The sequence below is a fragment of the Paraburkholderia sp. PREW-6R genome (genome assembly GCF_039621805.1).
In the GTDB taxonomy this organism is placed as follows: domain Bacteria; phylum Pseudomonadota; class Gammaproteobacteria; order Burkholderiales; family Burkholderiaceae; genus Paraburkholderia.
Map to the genome: position 1 here is coordinate 1,401,194 of NZ_CP155074.1, position 16,195 is coordinate 1,417,388.

A 16,195-nucleotide genomic window follows, 5' to 3' on the forward strand; every position below is an offset into this window, starting at 1 on the left:
GGTTCGTTTCCTGACTAGTTGCCTGCTTCCTTTGCACGCTTTTGCCCGGCACGTTCGAGCATGGCCTCGCTGATGACGCGCTCGCCTCGTTCGGCGAGCGCACTGCCGGCGCCGGCCATATCCCGCACCTCCTTGTTCTGACTCAGTTTCAGCTTGCCCACCAGCCGTGTAATGTCGATCTCCACACCGACGATCGCCTTAAGCAGCGTATCGATGAACTCGGCGGGGCTGTCCGTCATCTTCCACGGCGTGGGCAGCGACGCTTCGTGCGTGCGCGTGAGACGGGCGACCAGCCCACGCACATAGCGCTCGTCGTCGCGGATGGTCACGCGCCCGTGCGCATGCACGACCTGGTAGTTCCAGGTGGGCACCTGCCTGTGCGTCTCCTGCTTGGTCGGATACCAGGTCGGCGACACATACGCATCGCCCGCACGAAACACGACCAGCACTTCGTCTCCATTCGCTACGTCCTGCCAGACCGGATTCGCGCGCGCCACGTGTGCGTGGAGAACGCCACGCGGTCCTTCGTCCGCTTTCAGTTCGAACGGAATGTGGTTGGCGTCGAGGCCGTTGCTGCCGTGCGTGACCAGCATGCCCAGGGGATTTTCCGCGATCAATGCATGCAGCACGGCGGTATCGGGTTCGTCGAAATGAGCGGGTATGTACATGAAAACTCCGTAACAGGTGCGGCCACGCCTCTCCGTTCGTTCCGGTCGACGCCCAGCGCGTCGTCAACTCGGCACCCAAGGTTCGCTGGCATGCGAAGCATTGTGACGGGAAACCGGTTTATATTGTAGAACCAGTCTGGATCATTTCCTTTGGACCAGGGAACGTGGCTCGCCATCCCGAAGCGGTGGAAGTTCCGTCAATTGCTGAACTGAACCAGGCCGTCGACCTCGGGGTTCAGGCGGCACGGCATGACACTGCGTAACGAAATGGCCGCCGTCCGGTTCGCGACACACAGTCTCGGTCATCCGGGCGAAGCGGGACAGCGAAGGAGCAAAGATGGGTTTATTCAAACTCGGCGGCGCACAGATCGAAGCGAGTCTGGCAGCGGCTACGCGCCAGTACCTCGCAGGCGGCATGTCCGAGCCGCAGTTGCTCGCCGCCATTCACGACGACACTCTTGACATCGGCATCTCGAACTATCCGTCGGCGGCTTTTGAATCCGCGCGCCGGGAGACGTCTGCAAGACAGTATGGCTACGTACTGGGCGGCATGACGGAGTGCCGGGATCTCGACAGCGGCGACGTTCACCGTTTCGTCGCAGGCGACTTCTACATGATCGAAGCCGGCACGCCGTACATTCAGCGATTCAAGCAGGCCACGCGGATTCTGTTCATCAGATGTCCGGCAGCTGAGCGCGCGGAAACGCCGGACGTACCCTGCGAAATCGCGGAATGGGCCGAAACACCGTTGCTCGCCAGACGGCTCGACCTGCGCGCCGCGCAGTGTGCGCCACGGCCGAATTCACTCAAGCCCGCAGTCTCGGTCGCCGTGTTGGATTCTTTGCAACGGCTGATACTCGTCAAACGAACCGACAGCGGCTACTGGAGCATGCCGGGCGGTACGATGGAACTCGACGAATCGGTCGAGACCTGCGCGCACCGCGAAGTGCTGGAGGAAACAGGCGCGCTTATCGCCGTCAATGGCATTGTCGGCGTGTATTCCGATCCGCAAACGTTGATCGCCTATAGCGACGGAGAAGTGCGGCGCGAATTCTCAGTGCTGTTATCCGCGACCAGCTCGACGGAAACCTTGCGTCACGACGAAGAATCCACCCAGATTGCCCGGGTTCCATTGAATGAACTGGACCAATACCCCATGGTCCCCTCGCAAAGCAGAAGAATGGCGGACGTGCTCGCTTATCTGCAACGCGGACAGATTTCACTGCGTTGATGCTCGACCGCGCAAACGCGTGTCAAGGCGGTACGCGTTTCCGCCGGCTGTCAAAGCTCGCTGACAATCTGCTTTGCCCGCAATATCGAGGACGGGCTCATGCTCAACTCGGTCACGCCGAGATTGATCAGCACAGGAATCATCTCGGGCCTCGCCGCTGCCTCGCCGCACACTGCCACGCCGATGTTCGCCTTCCTGGCGGCCTCGCAGACCATGCCGATGGCCCGCAACACGGCAGGATGATCCGTGCGGTACAGCGAGGCGAGACCTGGATTCATGCGGTCCACCGCCATGACGTACTGCGTGAGGTCGTTCGTGCCGATCGAGAAGAAATCGACCTCGGGCGCGAGCAGATCGGCGGTCAGCGCGGCAGCAGGCGTCTCGATCATGATGCCCAGCTTCGGCAAAGCATGCGCTACGCCTTCGCTGGACAAAGCCTGCGCGCATTGCGCGATCAGCGCCTTGACGCGGCGCACTTCGTCGACGTCGTCGACCATCGGCACCATCACCTGCACGTTGCCTTTGACCGACGCACGCAGCAGCGCACGCAATTGCGGAACGAAAACGTCCGGCCGATCCAGACACATGCGCACACCGCGCCAACCCAGAAACGGATTGTCTTCCTTTGGAAATTCGATGCCGGGCACAGGCTTGTCGCCACCGACATCGAGCGTACGAATGACGACGGGCCGCGGATAGAAGGCTTCTGCCAGACGCGAATAGATCCCGAACTGCTCGTCTTCGTCCGGCAGCACGCGCTGGTCCATGAACAGCAGTTCAGTGCGAAACAGACCCACGCCCATTGCACCCGCTTCGATTGCCGCGTCGATTTCCGATAACGCGCCCAGGTTCGCCGCGACTTCGATTCGCCGGCCGTCGCGCGTCACGGGTTCGACGTCGCGAAACACCTGTAAGGCCGCGCGCCGGCTTTTGTCCTGCGCGATATGGACCGCGAATTCCGCTTCGCGCTCGGCCGACGGATCGAACCACACGTCGCCCCGCGCGCCGTCGAGTGCCACCCGCCTGACTGCGCGCAACTCGTCCTCTGCCACCGGCAGGCCAAGCACGGCGGGAATGCCTTGCGAGCGCGCCATGATGGCGAGGTGCGAGGTCGCGCTTCCCTTCGTGCACACCAGTCCCACGATGTTGGCGAGATTCGCGCGTGCAAAATCGAGTGCCGTCAGTTCGGCAGCCAGCACGATGCACGGCTTCGACAGACACGCAAGGCTCACGTCCTCACGATCGAGGAGCCGCAGCACGACCTGGCGCGTGACACCCCTGATGTCGTCGGCGCGGCTGCGCAGGTATTCGTCCTCCATCGCAAGGAACGAAGCGGCGAGTTCCTCGCCCACCTGCAACGTCGCGGCAGCCGCGTCCCATCCCGCGACGATCCGCTGTTTGACCGCACCGGAAAATTCGTCGCTCTGCGCAACGTCGGCCAATGCTTCGACGATGTCCTTGTGGCACTGCATCGACGCGAACTGCTGGCTCATGACGGCAATCGCGCCGTTGAACGCCGTCGCGAACCGGTCGAGTTCCTCCGCGACCTCGTGCGGCTCGATGAACTGCCGCGTCGCGCGCAACGCTTCCGGCAGATAGGCAATTGCATCCCCGCATGCAAAACCTTCGCTGGCGGGCACGCCGCGCACGGCCGTCGCTGGACCGGCCGGTAGCGCGGCAGTCGCTTTTTCACTCAACCGGATTACTTCGGCCTCCTTCTCTTTATGCACCACCATTACGCCGGCAGACGGTTCGGACAGGAACTGCATCAGGCGCGGCAGCGCGACAGTCTCGTCAAGACCGTCGGCACGCAGAAGAATCTGGTCGTCCTGCTTGACGCCGAGCAGCATCAGCTTCACCGCGCTCTTTGCGTCGGCACTCGCCGTGCCCCTAAAGACCTGAAGCGAACACGAGAACTCCTTCGCGAGTTTGGCGAATTGCGTTGCCGGCCGGGCATGCAGACCTTCGTCCACCTTTACGATAACTGCGGTTTCCAACATGACGGATTCCTTGCGTTCAGACGACCCTGCATATGCCGGTCCGCACCGCGCGTCGCGCGGTTCACGGCGCAGCGCGCTTCACAAGCCTTCACCGATCGGCGATTTCGATCACCACGCCGCTGTGCATGCATGCGAGCAGCGCCGCGGGATCGACCGACTGCGCGCAAATCTCGCCGGGCCGCTCCGCGACCGCGGACCCATTGAAATTGATGACCACGTGCCCCAGTTCGTTGACCTTGTGCCACGCGGTCGGCCCTACGGCTGTCACCACTGCGCCGATCTCGCCGATACGCAATTGCGTACCGACTTCCGGCGCATCGGCCCGCGCCGCTTCTACGCGATGCAGCACCGACACCTCCGCGAGTTCCGGCGGCGCGCCGTCCGCGTACAGAATCAGCACGCCGCCTTCGAGCAGATCGGCTACTTCCGGACCCACCTCGGTGATGACCGTCTTGTAGTAATTCATCGTCGCATCCACACTTGAAAAAGGGAGTAATTCCGAACGTCCGATCGTCGCAGCGCGCGCATTACAGCGCAAAGCTCGCCGCCCACGCGATCAGTACTGAAATGGGTCCCATGATCTGACGGCTGATCAGCACGGCCGGCACGCCGATCCGGATCGTCTCCGGTTTGGCTTCGCCAAGCGCCATGCCGACCGGCACGAAATCGCAGCCTACCTGGGTGTCGTACGCGAACAGCGCGGGCAGCGCCATCTGCGGCGGTATCGTGCCATTGCCGATGGCGGGACCAATGATCGCCGCGCCGATCACCTGCGCGATCACCGCACCGGGCCCCAGCACGGGCGACAGAAACGGCAGTCCGCAGATCGCCGACAGCACGATCAGGCCAATAATGTTGCCGGCGAGCGGCGAAAGCAGATGCGCGAGACCGGTGCCGATGCCCGTCGAATTGATCACGCCAATCAGCATCGTGACGAAGGCCATGAACGGCAGCACGTTGCGAATGACCGTGTCGATCGCTTTGCGGCCGCTGTTGAACAGTACGTTGACCACGCCGCCCATGCCGCGGCCGATCGCGGTAATGAAGCCGATCATGCCGCGCGATGATTCGCCGGCCGCGGGCGCCGCCGCTGCCGATGCCGCCGGTGCGCTTACGGTTGCCGGCGAAACCACACCGACGCTGGCAAACGAAGCCGGCTCGCCATCCTCGACGGCGGACAGACTTTCAGATGTCACACCCGATACATAGGTGTCCTCGGTAATGAATTGAGCAAGCGGTCCGGATTGCCCGACCGACGTGAGATTGATCGTCGGGATCTTCTTGCGCGGGTATACGCCGCAGCGCGCGGTGCCGCCGCAATCGATAACCACCGCCGCCATTTCCGATTCGAGCGGCGGATTGCGGAAGCCGTCGACCAGAATGCCGCCCGTCAGCTCGGCGAGCCGTCTGGCGACCTCCGGCATGCTGCCGCCCGTCACCGCGACGATCTTATTGCGCTCCGCCGTCGGTTGAATGATCAGCGGGCCGCCCCATCCGTCCGGACCCCGCACTACTTTCACGGCTCTGTATGCTCTCGTGTCCATTTCAGGTGCCTCTATGTCTATGATGGATAGCCGGTGACAACCGTGCTCACAACTCGATTTTTTCGCGGTGAGCCAGCAGGCGGGTCAACGCTTCGGTGAGAATGCCCTTGAGCAGGTTCACGAACAGGCCGACAACGAGATAGAACAGCGCCAGTTTAGGGATCGAAAACGTGGCCGCGTGGTTTTCGGCCAGCTTGGTGATGCCGGCTGCGACGCCGAGCCACACAAACAGTTCGCCGGGATTGCAGTGCGGGAAGAGTCCGGTAATCGGATGACACAACGACACGGCCGAATCGTAGAACGCGGGCTTGTGCTTCTCTTCGAGAAAGACGCCGAAGGTGTAAGCCATCGGGTTCGTCAGGAAGAACATTGCGAGCAGAGGCAATAACGTATAGCGGGTGATCACGTTTTTCGAAAAGAAGCGCGCGAGTCCCTGCACGCGGTGCTCACCTATCAGCGCGATGATCGTGTACACGGCGGTCAGCAGCACGATCAGCGTAGGCAGGATGCCGGTAACGAATCCAATGAATGTTTTGCCACCCGCGTTGAAAATGCCAATGAACCCTTCAGCGAGATGCGTAAGCCAATCGAGCATGAACATGGCGAATCTCCAAGACCAACCAATACGATCGAGCGATCGAGAAAAGCTTCACCCGGCGCGGGCCGAACGGAGCCGGACACACAGAGCAGATGTGCTGCTTGAGAAAACGGGAAGTCAGGCTGGGGCTTCGGCGGCGTGCCGCGCCCGGTCGAGTGCATCGGTTGCGGCTCGCACGATCGCGCGTCGCAGTCGCGTGCCGGTGAGTTGCGCGGCAAACTCGTCGATGGAAAGACCCGCGTAGCCTTCGTGCGGATGGAACCGTGAGAAGACGGTCAGGCCGGACATGCTCAGGAACTGGCAGATGCGCATGTCCGCGGACAGCACGACAATGGCAATCGCGCCTCGTCCAAATTTGACCTTACAGGAACCGACGCCGAGAAAACCGCCTTTCCAGCGGCTTGCCGTATCGCGAACGGCATCGCCATAGCGGCGCATCTGATACCACGAACCGATTACCTGCATCGCCCAGAACACGGCTAAGGCGAGCAAAGCACCACGCACATAGTCCATCGTCGTCTCCTGATTATGTGGGACTACCGCGACGCCGTCGGCGCAGCGCAGTCGTCCGTCTCTCTCCATCTTTTCTGTTTGAACTTTTTTAATCTCTAATCTTACAAGTGTTCAATCCCGCCTCGACTAGGGAGAAACGCGAAGCCTCGCATTCCGCCGCCGGCCGCACTTCGTCGCCGCGCGCAAACCGGAGTTGCCGCGCGCAACCCTGCGTCATCCTACCGCTGCCTGCGGCCGGCTGCTCCCGGGTTGCGCGCTTCTCATGTTTTCGGCGACGATCATGGCCACTTCCTGCTGTGCTTCCATCTGCGGCAAATGCCCAGCCTGCGCAAAACGATGCACGCCGATCCGGCCCGGCAAACCCTCGGCGTGACGTGCCGGAATGATGCGATCCTGCAGTCCCCACACGACTCTTGCCGGCATGTCGATGCGGTCCAGCGCGCCACGCAGATCGAGGCTTTGGACGCCGTCCGGAAAGAAAATCTCCGCCAGCGACGCAAGCCGCTCGCGAACTTCCGCGCTCGCAAGCTGTTGTTCTGCTGTGGCGATGAACGCATCGTCGAGCCGCGACGGATCGGCGAACAGTTGCCTGAGCCACGCAACGAGGCTCGCGCGGCGTGCCGCCCGTGTGATTCCCGTGATGAACGCGCCGTTGCATTCCGCGCCCAGCCCCGCCGGCGCGAGCAGGGTCAGCGAGCGGACCCCGCCGCGCGGCAAAGCCGCCGCCGTTGCGAGCGCGACGGCGCCGCCGAGCGAATGGCCGACCAGATGAAACTCATCGACGCCCTCGGCCGCGAGCGTACGTTCGATCGCTGCGACGATGTCGCCGATCGAGCTCGCGGCGACCTGCGACGACTTTCCGTGACACGGCAGATCGATGCCGAGCATGCCGACATTCGCCTCGGCGGCACGGTCCAGCGCGTGCGTGAACGGCCGCCAGCTATTCGACTCGGCCGCGAATCCGTGCAACATCACGAGCGGCGCGGCCGGACCCTTGCGCAGCCACACGGCATGCAGTCGATCGGCCGCGGGAAGCGGACCGCTCGCGGTTCGCACAGCGTCCGTGTGCGCGCGCAACACGTCCTGCTCGCCAATGCGCCCGTTTGGACCCGAGCCCGCGACACTCGCAAGCCGCAGCCCGCGTTCACGGGCAACACGCCGCGCGGCAGGCGTTGCCCTGAGCGGCTGCGGCGCTTGACCGCCGGATTCCGGATCTGCGATGGCCGCCCCGGTGTGGGACGAAGCTTCGTCGCAAGCCGTTTCCGGTTGCACGGATCGCGCAGATGGCGAAGAAGGCGCAGCTTCGTGTTGCGCTGATTGTGCTGATGGTGCTGTTGCAGCCTGCTCCTGCAACGCTTCGCCACTCGCGTAAATCCACGCGACGGCTGTCCCCACCGGCACCGTCTTGCCGACCGGCGCGCTAATCTGCCGGATCACACCGCTCGCGGGCGCGTCGATCTCCATCGTCGCCTTGCTGGTTTCGATCTCGAAGATCAGCGTCCCTTCGCGCACTTCATCGCCTTCGTTCACATGCCATGCCGCGATCATTCCCTCGGTCATGTCCATATCGACGCGCGGCAGGATCACTTCGGTCGGCATATCACTGTCTCCCGCCGACGATCCGGCGAGCCGCCGCTACGATGTCGTCGACCTGCGGCACCGCCGCTTTCTCGAGTTGCGGGTTATACGGCAACGGACAATCCGCGCCGCCCAGACGAATCACCGGCGCGTCGAGATAGTCGAAAGCCTCGGTTTCGCACGCAATCGCGGCAATTTCCGCACCCACGCCCAACTGCTGCACGCCCTCGTACACGCAGATGAGCCGCGACGTTTTGCGGATGCTCGCAATGATTGCGACACGGTCGATTGGCCGCACGCTGCGCAAATCGATCACTTCTGCGTCGATGCGTTCCTGTTCGAGTATCGCGGCTGCTTCGAGCGAGCGGATCGCCATGATCGACGTGGCGACGATCGTTACGTCGGCACCAGCGCGACGGATCGCAGCCTTGCCGATCGGTTCGGTGTAATAGCCCTCGGGCACCGGCCCCTTGCTCTTGTACAACAGCTTGTGCTCGAAAATCATCACCGGGTCCGGGTCTTCCAGCGCGGCCAGCAGCAGGCCTTTCGCGTCATGCGGTGTGCTCGGCTGGATCACCTTGAGTCCCGGCACGTGGGCGAACCACGCTTCCAGGCTCTGGCTATGCTGCGCCGCCGCACCGGTTCCGGAACCCGCGGGAAAACGCATGACGAGCGGCACGGACACCTCGCCGCCCAGCATGAAGCGCATTTTTGCGGCCTGATTGACGATCTGCTCCATCGCGAGCGTCGCGAAATCGGAGAACTGGAATTCGTAGATCGGCCGCAGTCCGGTCATTGCCGCCCCGACTGCGATTCCCGCCCCGCCCAGTTCCGAGATCGGCGTATCCATCACACGGTCTGCGCCGAAACGTTCGACCAGATCGCCCGTCACCTGAAACGCGCCGCCATACACGCCGATGTCCTCGCCCATCAGGAACACGCGCTCATCGCGTTCCATTGCGATCGCCATGCCTTCCTGAATGGCCTGCGCATAGGTGAGCTCGCGTGGTCGAACCGCGGCCGTCGTCGTCGCCGCCGTCGTCGCCGTCGCGGCAGGCGCTTTAGCGGTTGTCATTGTTTCCATCATTTGACGTCTCCGGCGAATGGACCCGACGCAATGGATTCGCTGTACACGTAGCGTGTCAGGTCGGCGGGCGCAGGCGATGCACTCGCCTGCGCGAATGCGATGCCTTCCTCGATCTGGGCTTCGACCTCGTCGCGCATCGCGGCGAGCGCGGCTTCGTCGAGCAATCCGTAGTGCAGCAGCACCTGCTCGAATCGCACGATCGGGTCGCGCCCGCTCCACTCCTCGATTTCGTCACGCGTGCGGTAGCGGTTCCGGTCGCTCTTCGAGTGGCCGCGCAGACGGTACGTCTCGCATTCGACAAGCGTCGGCCCTTCACCTTTGCGGGCTCGTGCGATAGCCTGTTCGCTCGCGTCGAGGACATCCACGAAGCTGTTGCCGTCGACGGTCACGCCCGGCATGTCGTAAGCAACCGCGCGTTGCGCGACGTGCGCGACGGCCGTGGACCGCTCGACGGACATCGACATGCCGTACCGGTTGTTCTCACACACGAAGATCACCGGCAGCTTCCAGATCGCCGCAAAGTTCAGCGATTCGTGAAACGCGCCTTCGTTGTTCGCGCCGTCGCCGAAGAAGCACATGACGACCGAATCCTTTTTCTGACGCTTGACCGATAGCGCCGCGCCGACCGCGATCGGCATGCCGCCGCCGACAATCCCGTTCGCGCCGAGATTGCCACGCCTGACGTCGGCGATATGCATCGAGCCGCCACGCCCACGGCAATAGCCGGTCTCCTTGCCGAAGAACTCCGCGAACATCCGTTTCGGATCCGCGCCTTTGCCGATGCAGTGGCCGTGTCCGCGATGGGTCGAGGTAATGTAGTCGGCATCGGTCAACGCGAACGTGGCGCCGATCGCGCTGGCTTCCTGGCCGATCGAAAGGTGCATGGTGCCGTGTATGAATCCGCGCATATAGGCCTGCTCGGCACTTTCCTCGAAACGGCGCACCAGAATCATCTTGCGCAACGCCTCGCGCAGTGTCGCGGGCTCATGCCGGCCAAGGACAGCCGGCAAAGCAGCCGGCAAACTGACGGACGGCTCGACGACTTCATTCATGTTTGTCTCTCCGATACAGCACGATTGAGCGTCACGCGGCAACGGCCGCTTGGCCATACACCATTTCATCCTGACGACGGCGCAACTCGACGATCGGCGACGTGGCGTCCACCGCACAGTTCCGATAGGTGAGCAGTTCGCCTTTGCGGATGGGCTGTGTGACACGGCCGTTTTCAATGAGCCCGCACGGCACCGCGCCTTGCGCGCGTGCATCGCCGACGCTCATCGCCCACGCGCGGTACGTGTATTCGCCGATCGCATCGAGCCGCTCGCCGGGCTGCAGATCTTTCTTGGCGACCGCGCAGACCTCGACGACCGGCACGGGCAGCGGCTCCATGTCCGCGCGGCGATACAACACCGAGCGCGCGCACGTGAGCGGCACTTCGAGACTTGTCAGGTGATACGGGCGATAGAACGTGTAGTACGGACCTTTGCCGAGCTTCAGGTCTTCCATGCGCTCGCGCAAGCGGGGGTGTGCCATTTCGGCGACCACGAATACGCCCGGCGCGACGCCTTTGCCGATCGTGTAATCGACCACGCCCTTGCGCGAAAGAATGCCGCCGTCTTCGACGGGACACAGCACGTCGTGCAGTTCATCGAGCGTCGCACTCGGGCCATGCATGCCGGGCACATCCGGCGTCAGCCCGGTCGCGTTGCCGATTGCCGCCATTTCGACCGCTGTCTTCGACCCGTCGACGAACTCCACCAGCATGCGCGGGTTCATATTGCGCCGCGTGGCTTCTTCCATGTAGAGCTCGGGCGTGGCGTCGATGTTCAGCGGATTGTTCTTGCCCTTGCCCGCCGCGACGATCGGGTAACCGAGCGCGCTCACGAACTGGATCAGTTCGATCGTGGAACTCGGTTCGTCGCCGGCGCCGAGCGAATACACCACGCCCAGCCGCTCGGCCTCGCGCCGCAAATAGGCGCCGATCGTCACGTCGGCCTCGACGTTCATCATCACCAGATGCTTGCCGTGCTCCATCGCCATCAGGCCGATCTGCGCGCCGACGGCGGGCTTGCCGGTCGCGTCGATCACCACGTCGATCTGCTCGCTCGTGCATACCGCGTCGACGTCCTGCGTGATCGCGATCTGGCCCGCGTCGATAGCCTGCGACAGACCGGACGCGCTTTCGACGATGCGATAGCCCGAGTCCGCACCGTTCGCGACCTTGACGGCGGCGCAGGCGGCCTCTGTCCGCAATTCAGCGATCGCGCCGATTTCCAGCCCATGCATCTGCCTGACCTGCGTGACGATGTCCGTGCCCATCTCGCCGCTGCCAATCAGTCCGATACGGATCGGACGGCCCGTTGCGGCGCGCTTTTCGAGGTCGGCCGCGAGGCCGCTCGGGGTGATGTTATGCATGTGCATGTCTCCACGAATACCGCGCATTCAGCGCGACAAATGAACGAGGGCGGCAAACCCAATCGCGGCCCGAGATGAGAACTTATGTTTTTCAGATTAGCACTATGTTCACCAAAAACCCAAGACCGGTTTCGCAGAAACGGCCGTTTTTTCGGGTAAGGAATACCCTTGGTGGCAAGTGCTTAAACGCTGCTTCAGGAGCGGCAATGCGGCACGGGAAGGCGAACGGCGTGCCGGATTCCGGTGCAGGGAGCGTGCGGAGGAAGGATCTGGCAGGTCAGGCTGCCGGCGTGTGTCGCGGCAAGCGGAGGCGCATCGGCGGGAGGGTGTGCAGGCTGAGAGAAACGCTGCGCGCGCGGCTTCTCAGGTTTGTAACGGCGTCAGGGTAAGGGCCACACGTCGGGCCACACGTGGGGCCAGACGCTCGGCCACACTTCGCCCCCGCGCTGCGGATTCACACTGCCTGCGGCGCGCCCGCCAGCTTGAGGACGTCTTTCGCGGTGTATTCGTCGGTGATCAGCACGGTCGGGCGGAGCAGCTTCAGCGCACCGGCAAGTGCGTGAACCTTGCTTGCGCCACCCGCCGCCAGTACGCGCACCGGCACCTTGCTGACGATGTCGAGCGGCACCGACATCACACGCTGGTTGATCGGATGGTCGATCAACTCGCCGTGCGCGTCGAAGAAATTGAACAGCACGTCGCCGACCGCGCCGGCCTTGATGACGGACGCGCGGTCGGCGTTGCTGATGAATTTCGACTGATGCGACGTCGCGTCCGCGCCCATGCCGGCCGCGCTCATCACGACCGCGTCCAGCGACTTGGCCAGTTCGAAAATATCGCCGAGGCCGCAGCGCTCGATCAGCGTACGGCGCGTTTCCTCGCTGTCGACGACGAGCGGCGCGGTCATCAGATAGCAATCCGCCTGAAACAGCGACGCAAAGCGCCACGCGAATTCCGCTGGATTGAAGCGGCGTGCTTTCATGATGCCGCCGAGGAGCGACACGACCGACACGTCATCCACGGTTCGCTCGTTCATGAACGCGAGGGAGCTGACGAGCGTGCGGCCCCAGCCCACACCGATCCGCATGCCAGGGCGGACCAGCTGCGACACATACGCGCCCGTCGCCGCGCTGATCGGGCCGGTCGCGTCGGCACCGCGCGCGGACAGCGGCACGACGATCGCCTCGCTGATTCCAAAGCGGCGCTCGAGTAGACGCTCCGCTTCCACGCATTCCGCCAGCCGGTCTCCGATCGAAATCTTGACCTCGCTGCGCTCACGCGCGGCAGCCAGCAAACGCACGACCGTCACGCGTCCAATCCCCAGTTTCTGGGCGATTTCGTTCTGCGTCATCTCTTCGACGAAATACATCCACGCGGCGCGCAAGCGCAATCGCCGCGCCGGATTCTGCTCATCATTGTCGACGCTCTCGGTCGCCACACTCGCTTTGGGCAAGCTACGCTCCTATCATGGGAAAAGCGGTTTGAGACGGTCGGTTCACTGAACACTTGTGCTATCTTAACTTCAAATGTTTCGTTAAAGAGACGTCGATGAAACCCAAAACGCCCTCGCCTCAACATCTGAGCCGCGACATCAGCCAGTTGGGACTTGCGCTGCGCGATTGTGCCCGTCAGATACGTTACGCGGCTCGCAACGTGCCGGGGCAGGTGAAGCCGGACCGTCCACCCAACGCGCGAACGCCGCTCGCACAACGGGCCAGACCGAGCGGGCGGCTGTCACTCGAATCGGTCGCGCATTTTGCGGATGACCTGATCGAAACTGCCGAGACTTTCGCTGGTCACGCGATGCCGCCGCTGCAGGACCACTGGAAATCCCCCGTTCCACTCGAGTCGCTGACCACCTATCTTTTTCCGCCCGAGGGCGCTTCCAGAAACACGCGCATTTTCGCGACCGGCTATTACGCCGCCGCGAAGCGCATGATCATGCAATGCGGCGCGACCGATGTGTTGATCTTCGAGCATCTGATCAGCCGCGCGTTCGAAGAAGTCGAATCGGCGTTGGCCGCACCGGGCGCGGCGCGCAGCAGCGGCGTCGGCGCGGACAGTTCGCAATGGCGTCACGCGCTCTGCCAGGCCTGCGCGCGGCTCGTGCTGGCGCTGATCGACGCGCAACCTATCCGCAGCACGCGCTTCGATGCGCTGCCGGACGCAAGCGCGCCGTGGTGGCTCATCACGGAACCCAACGCGTATGTGTTTCTGACGTTATCCGTCGCGGCGCTCGCGCGGAACATTTTCACGAGCGGCATGGTCACCGAACCGGACGCGGCCGTGCGTTTTTTCGCCGACGTGATCGGCGCACGCGAAGAGGCATTGCGCCGGGCATTGAAGGACCGTGATGCATTGCGGGCTTTGACCGCCGAAATCGAACATGTCGTCTCGCATCTCTGCTGAAAAACGCGACCCACGGAGTGACGAATGAGCCACGTGCTTTGCGGAGTCACCAATACCAGAATGGGAATCTGGGATCAGGTGCAGAAACTGACGCCCTGCCGGAACCTGTTGCAGCAATGTTGCGACGAGTACCTGTCGCGTTACCGTGTGCGGCTTGAAATCGACGACCGCAACTTCACCACGGCCTTTTTCGCGTGGCTCGACGTTCTCCTCAGCAATCGCGACTATCGCGACTGGAACGAACCGGACTACTTCCAGTTTTCGTTCGGCGCGCTGTTGCGCGAATTGCTGCACAGGCGTGTGGTGCATGTGGCCACGGACGCGTCGGCGGGATCGTCGGCTCTCTCGTCGGCCCTCTCGCTCGCTTCTGTCTCGCCGGACAATACCCCCGTATGGTGGCCCGCCGGCTACATGCTCACGCATTTCTGTTTCGAACTTTTAAAGCAGACGCTGCGGCAGAAATGCGGAATCGAGCTGAAGCTCGACGAGGTCAATGCGCAACCGGCGCTCTGGAAATCGTTTCGCGAGAACCTGCTGGAAGAACCCAGCCTCGCCATTGCGTACTTCGACAAGTTCGTTGGACTCGAACCGAACTGGCGAGAACCCAGCATGGTGGTCAATCGGCCGAATGCGGGAAGGTTTGGCAAAGGCGCGTAACGCGCGAGGCCGCTTCCCGGGCGGTATCCATGCAACCGCGCGTGCAGGTGTCAGCCAGCCATCTGCATGCGACACTGCGCTTTCTTCGAGAACGCATTTTCCCGGGACTGCGAGCGCCGGTCAGTAGTTCGAATCGATTCTTCCCGCACGTCCCTCACGTTCTCTCCCGCTTTTTGAATCTCCCCCGCTCAAGCGCATTCGAAGCCCGCGGATCAAACGTCCGCGGCGTTGCTGCACTCCGACATTGAACATGCCGCGTAGCCCGATGCCGCCATGCGAAACGAGCGGACTGCATCAAGGGTGGCGCTTGCCGCTCATCGCGCGCGGCTGCGGTTTGTGCCTATTTGAGTTGGTCGGCCGTGATGGTACAAGTGCAATCTCATTCCGGAGACGTTGCAATAGATGCATGAGATCAATTCACGCAGGCTAGGCCATCTGATCGCGCTAGCTGAAGAGGGCAGCTTCGCCCGCGCGGCGGAGCGCGTCCACCTGAGTCAACCGGCGTTGAGCCGCAGTATTCAGGCACTCGAAAAAGAACTGGAAACGAAGCTCTTCGATCGCGCGGCACGCGGCGTGGCCGTGACCGCAGCGGGCAGGATGCTCGTCGAACGGGCGCGGCGCGTGCTGTTCGAAACACGCTGCTTTTTTCGCGACGTCGAATTGCTGAAAGCCCATGAACTCGGCGAGGTTACGATCGGGCTCGGGCCTTACGCCGCAGTGGTTCTGCTGCCCGAACTGCTCGTCGAGATATCGAACCGCTTTCCAAAGATCAAGGTATCAGTCGAACTCGGCGACGGCGAAGCGTTGCTCGCAAAGCTGCGCGCCGAGCAGATCGATTTTCTCGTGACCGACCGACGGGTAGCACCCGTCACGCCGGACGTCACCCTCAGACGGCTACCGCGTCATGGCGGGTGCTGGTTCGCGCGCCCCGGGCACCCTTTGCTCGCGCGCGGCTCCGTGCCGCTTGCCGCGCTGCGCGAATTTCCGCTCGTCTCCGTGACATTGCCCCCGTTCATGAAAGACGCGCTGCATCGGCTGCTCAAAATCCGTTCTCACGAAGAGATCGCGCTGCAGGTCGAATGCAATGACGTGAACGTGCTCAAGGAGGTCGTGGCGCGCACGGACGCGGTGCTCTTCGCCACCGCTTCCGCGATCAGACACGACCTCGAGGCAGCGCGGCTTGCCCCTATCAAACTCACGAATCCGCAGCGGCTCGGTCTCGAATTCGCGCTCTTCTATCTCGCGGACCGCACACATTCACCCGCGGCGAGCTCCGCCCTCGCGCTGGCCGAACGGGTGCTCAACGACGCGAACGAGGCGGCTCAAGGCATTCTGCACACGTAGTAGACCGCGCCGCGGTTGCTCCCGCTGCCCTCGCGATCGACACGCTCGGGCTCGAACGTCGCACGCGTGAACGGGGCGTGCTTTTTTACGCCTGTTGCGATTAGGCTTTCCAAAGGATGCCGGCGCTTGCCTGCGAGCGCGGCGACCGTTT

Annotated in this window: 15 protein-coding genes; 4 read left to right on the top strand and 11 right to left on the bottom strand. The window is 63.0% G+C overall.

Annotation, left to right across the window (positions count from 1 at the left end):
- Nucleotides 1-14: 14 nt before the first annotated feature.
- Nucleotides 15-668 (bottom strand): FMN-binding negative transcriptional regulator, encoded by a 654-nt coding sequence (locus AAGS40_RS21420; protein WP_345814809.1) that lies wholly within the window; start codon nucleotides 666-668, stop codon nucleotides 15-17.
- A gap of 337 nt (nucleotides 669-1,005) precedes the next feature.
- Here AAGS40_RS21420 and AAGS40_RS21425 point away from each other — a divergent pair, with 337 nt between their 5' ends.
- Nucleotides 1,006-1,899 carry an NUDIX domain-containing protein gene (locus tag AAGS40_RS21425; RefSeq protein WP_345814811.1) on the top strand — a complete coding sequence of 298 codons (894 nt, stop codon included), beginning with the start codon at nucleotides 1,006-1,008 and terminating at the stop codon, nucleotides 1,897-1,899.
- A gap of 50 nt (nucleotides 1,900-1,949) precedes the next feature.
- On the opposite strand, the gene ptsP is transcribed toward AAGS40_RS21425, so the two are convergent.
- From ptsP to AAGS40_RS21475, 10 genes are all read right to left on the bottom strand, one after another.
- Nucleotides 1,950-3,899 (bottom strand): phosphoenolpyruvate--protein phosphotransferase, encoded by a 1,950-nt coding sequence (ptsP, locus tag AAGS40_RS21430; protein WP_345814813.1) that lies wholly within the window; start codon nucleotides 3,897-3,899, stop codon nucleotides 1,950-1,952.
- Nucleotides 3,900-3,987: 88 nt separating this feature from the next.
- A complete protein-coding gene (locus AAGS40_RS21435; protein ID WP_345814815.1) occupies nucleotides 3,988-4,365 on the bottom strand; it encodes a PTS glucitol/sorbitol transporter subunit IIA in 378 nt (125 codons plus the stop codon).
- Nucleotides 4,366-4,426: 61 nt separating this feature from the next.
- Nucleotides 4,427-5,443 (bottom strand): PTS glucitol/sorbitol transporter subunit IIB, encoded by a 1,017-nt coding sequence (locus tag AAGS40_RS21440; protein WP_345814817.1) that lies wholly within the window; start codon nucleotides 5,441-5,443, stop codon nucleotides 4,427-4,429.
- A 46-nt stretch (nucleotides 5,444-5,489) separates the two neighbouring features.
- Nucleotides 5,490-6,044: a PTS glucitol/sorbitol transporter subunit IIC gene (locus tag AAGS40_RS21445; protein WP_345814819.1), complete on the bottom strand. Its 555-nt coding sequence runs from the start codon at nucleotides 6,042-6,044 to the stop codon at nucleotides 5,490-5,492.
- Between the two features lie 114 nt (nucleotides 6,045-6,158).
- Nucleotides 6,159-6,554 carry a transcriptional regulator GutM gene (locus tag AAGS40_RS21450; RefSeq protein WP_345814820.1) on the bottom strand — a complete coding sequence of 132 codons (396 nt, stop codon included), beginning with the start codon at nucleotides 6,552-6,554 and terminating at the stop codon, nucleotides 6,159-6,161.
- A gap of 213 nt (nucleotides 6,555-6,767) precedes the next feature.
- Complete coding sequence (locus AAGS40_RS21455) at nucleotides 6,768-8,153, bottom strand: acetoin dehydrogenase dihydrolipoyllysine-residue acetyltransferase subunit (protein ID WP_345814822.1); 1,386 nt, start codon at nucleotides 8,151-8,153, stop codon at nucleotides 6,768-6,770.
- Between the two features lies 1 nt (nucleotide 8,154).
- Entirely contained in the window at nucleotides 8,155-9,102 is a 948-nt protein-coding gene (locus AAGS40_RS21460) for an alpha-ketoacid dehydrogenase subunit beta (RefSeq protein ID WP_345816539.1), read from the bottom strand.
- A gap of 113 nt (nucleotides 9,103-9,215) precedes the next feature.
- Nucleotides 9,216-10,271: a thiamine pyrophosphate-dependent dehydrogenase E1 component subunit alpha gene (locus tag AAGS40_RS21465; protein WP_345814823.1), complete on the bottom strand. Its 1,056-nt coding sequence runs from the start codon at nucleotides 10,269-10,271 to the stop codon at nucleotides 9,216-9,218.
- 31 nt (nucleotides 10,272-10,302) lie between these two features.
- Nucleotides 10,303-11,634, bottom strand: coding sequence for an NAD(P)H-dependent oxidoreductase (locus tag AAGS40_RS21470; RefSeq protein ID WP_345814825.1), 1,332 nt, complete (start codon nucleotides 11,632-11,634; stop codon nucleotides 10,303-10,305).
- Nucleotides 11,635-12,088: 454 nt separating this feature from the next.
- The gene (locus AAGS40_RS21475) at nucleotides 12,089-13,087 is read right to left on the bottom strand and encodes a sugar-binding transcriptional regulator (protein ID WP_345814826.1); all 999 of its coding nucleotides are present in this window, start codon (nucleotides 13,085-13,087) and stop codon (nucleotides 12,089-12,091) included.
- A 95-nt stretch (nucleotides 13,088-13,182) separates the two neighbouring features.
- Here AAGS40_RS21475 and AAGS40_RS21480 point away from each other — a divergent pair, with 95 nt between their 5' ends.
- From AAGS40_RS21480 to AAGS40_RS21490, 3 genes are all read left to right on the top strand, one after another.
- Nucleotides 13,183-14,043 carry a hypothetical protein gene (locus AAGS40_RS21480; RefSeq protein ID WP_345814828.1) on the top strand — a complete coding sequence of 287 codons (861 nt, stop codon included), beginning with the start codon at nucleotides 13,183-13,185 and terminating at the stop codon, nucleotides 14,041-14,043.
- Between the two features lie 24 nt (nucleotides 14,044-14,067).
- Nucleotides 14,068-14,700 (top strand): hypothetical protein, encoded by a 633-nt coding sequence (locus tag AAGS40_RS21485; protein ID WP_345814830.1) that lies wholly within the window; start codon nucleotides 14,068-14,070, stop codon nucleotides 14,698-14,700.
- Nucleotides 14,701-15,102: 402 nt separating this feature from the next.
- Nucleotides 15,103-16,044 carry a LysR family transcriptional regulator gene (locus tag AAGS40_RS21490; RefSeq protein ID WP_345814832.1) on the top strand — a complete coding sequence of 314 codons (942 nt, stop codon included), beginning with the start codon at nucleotides 15,103-15,105 and terminating at the stop codon, nucleotides 16,042-16,044.
- Nucleotides 16,045-16,195: the final 151 nt, after the last annotated feature.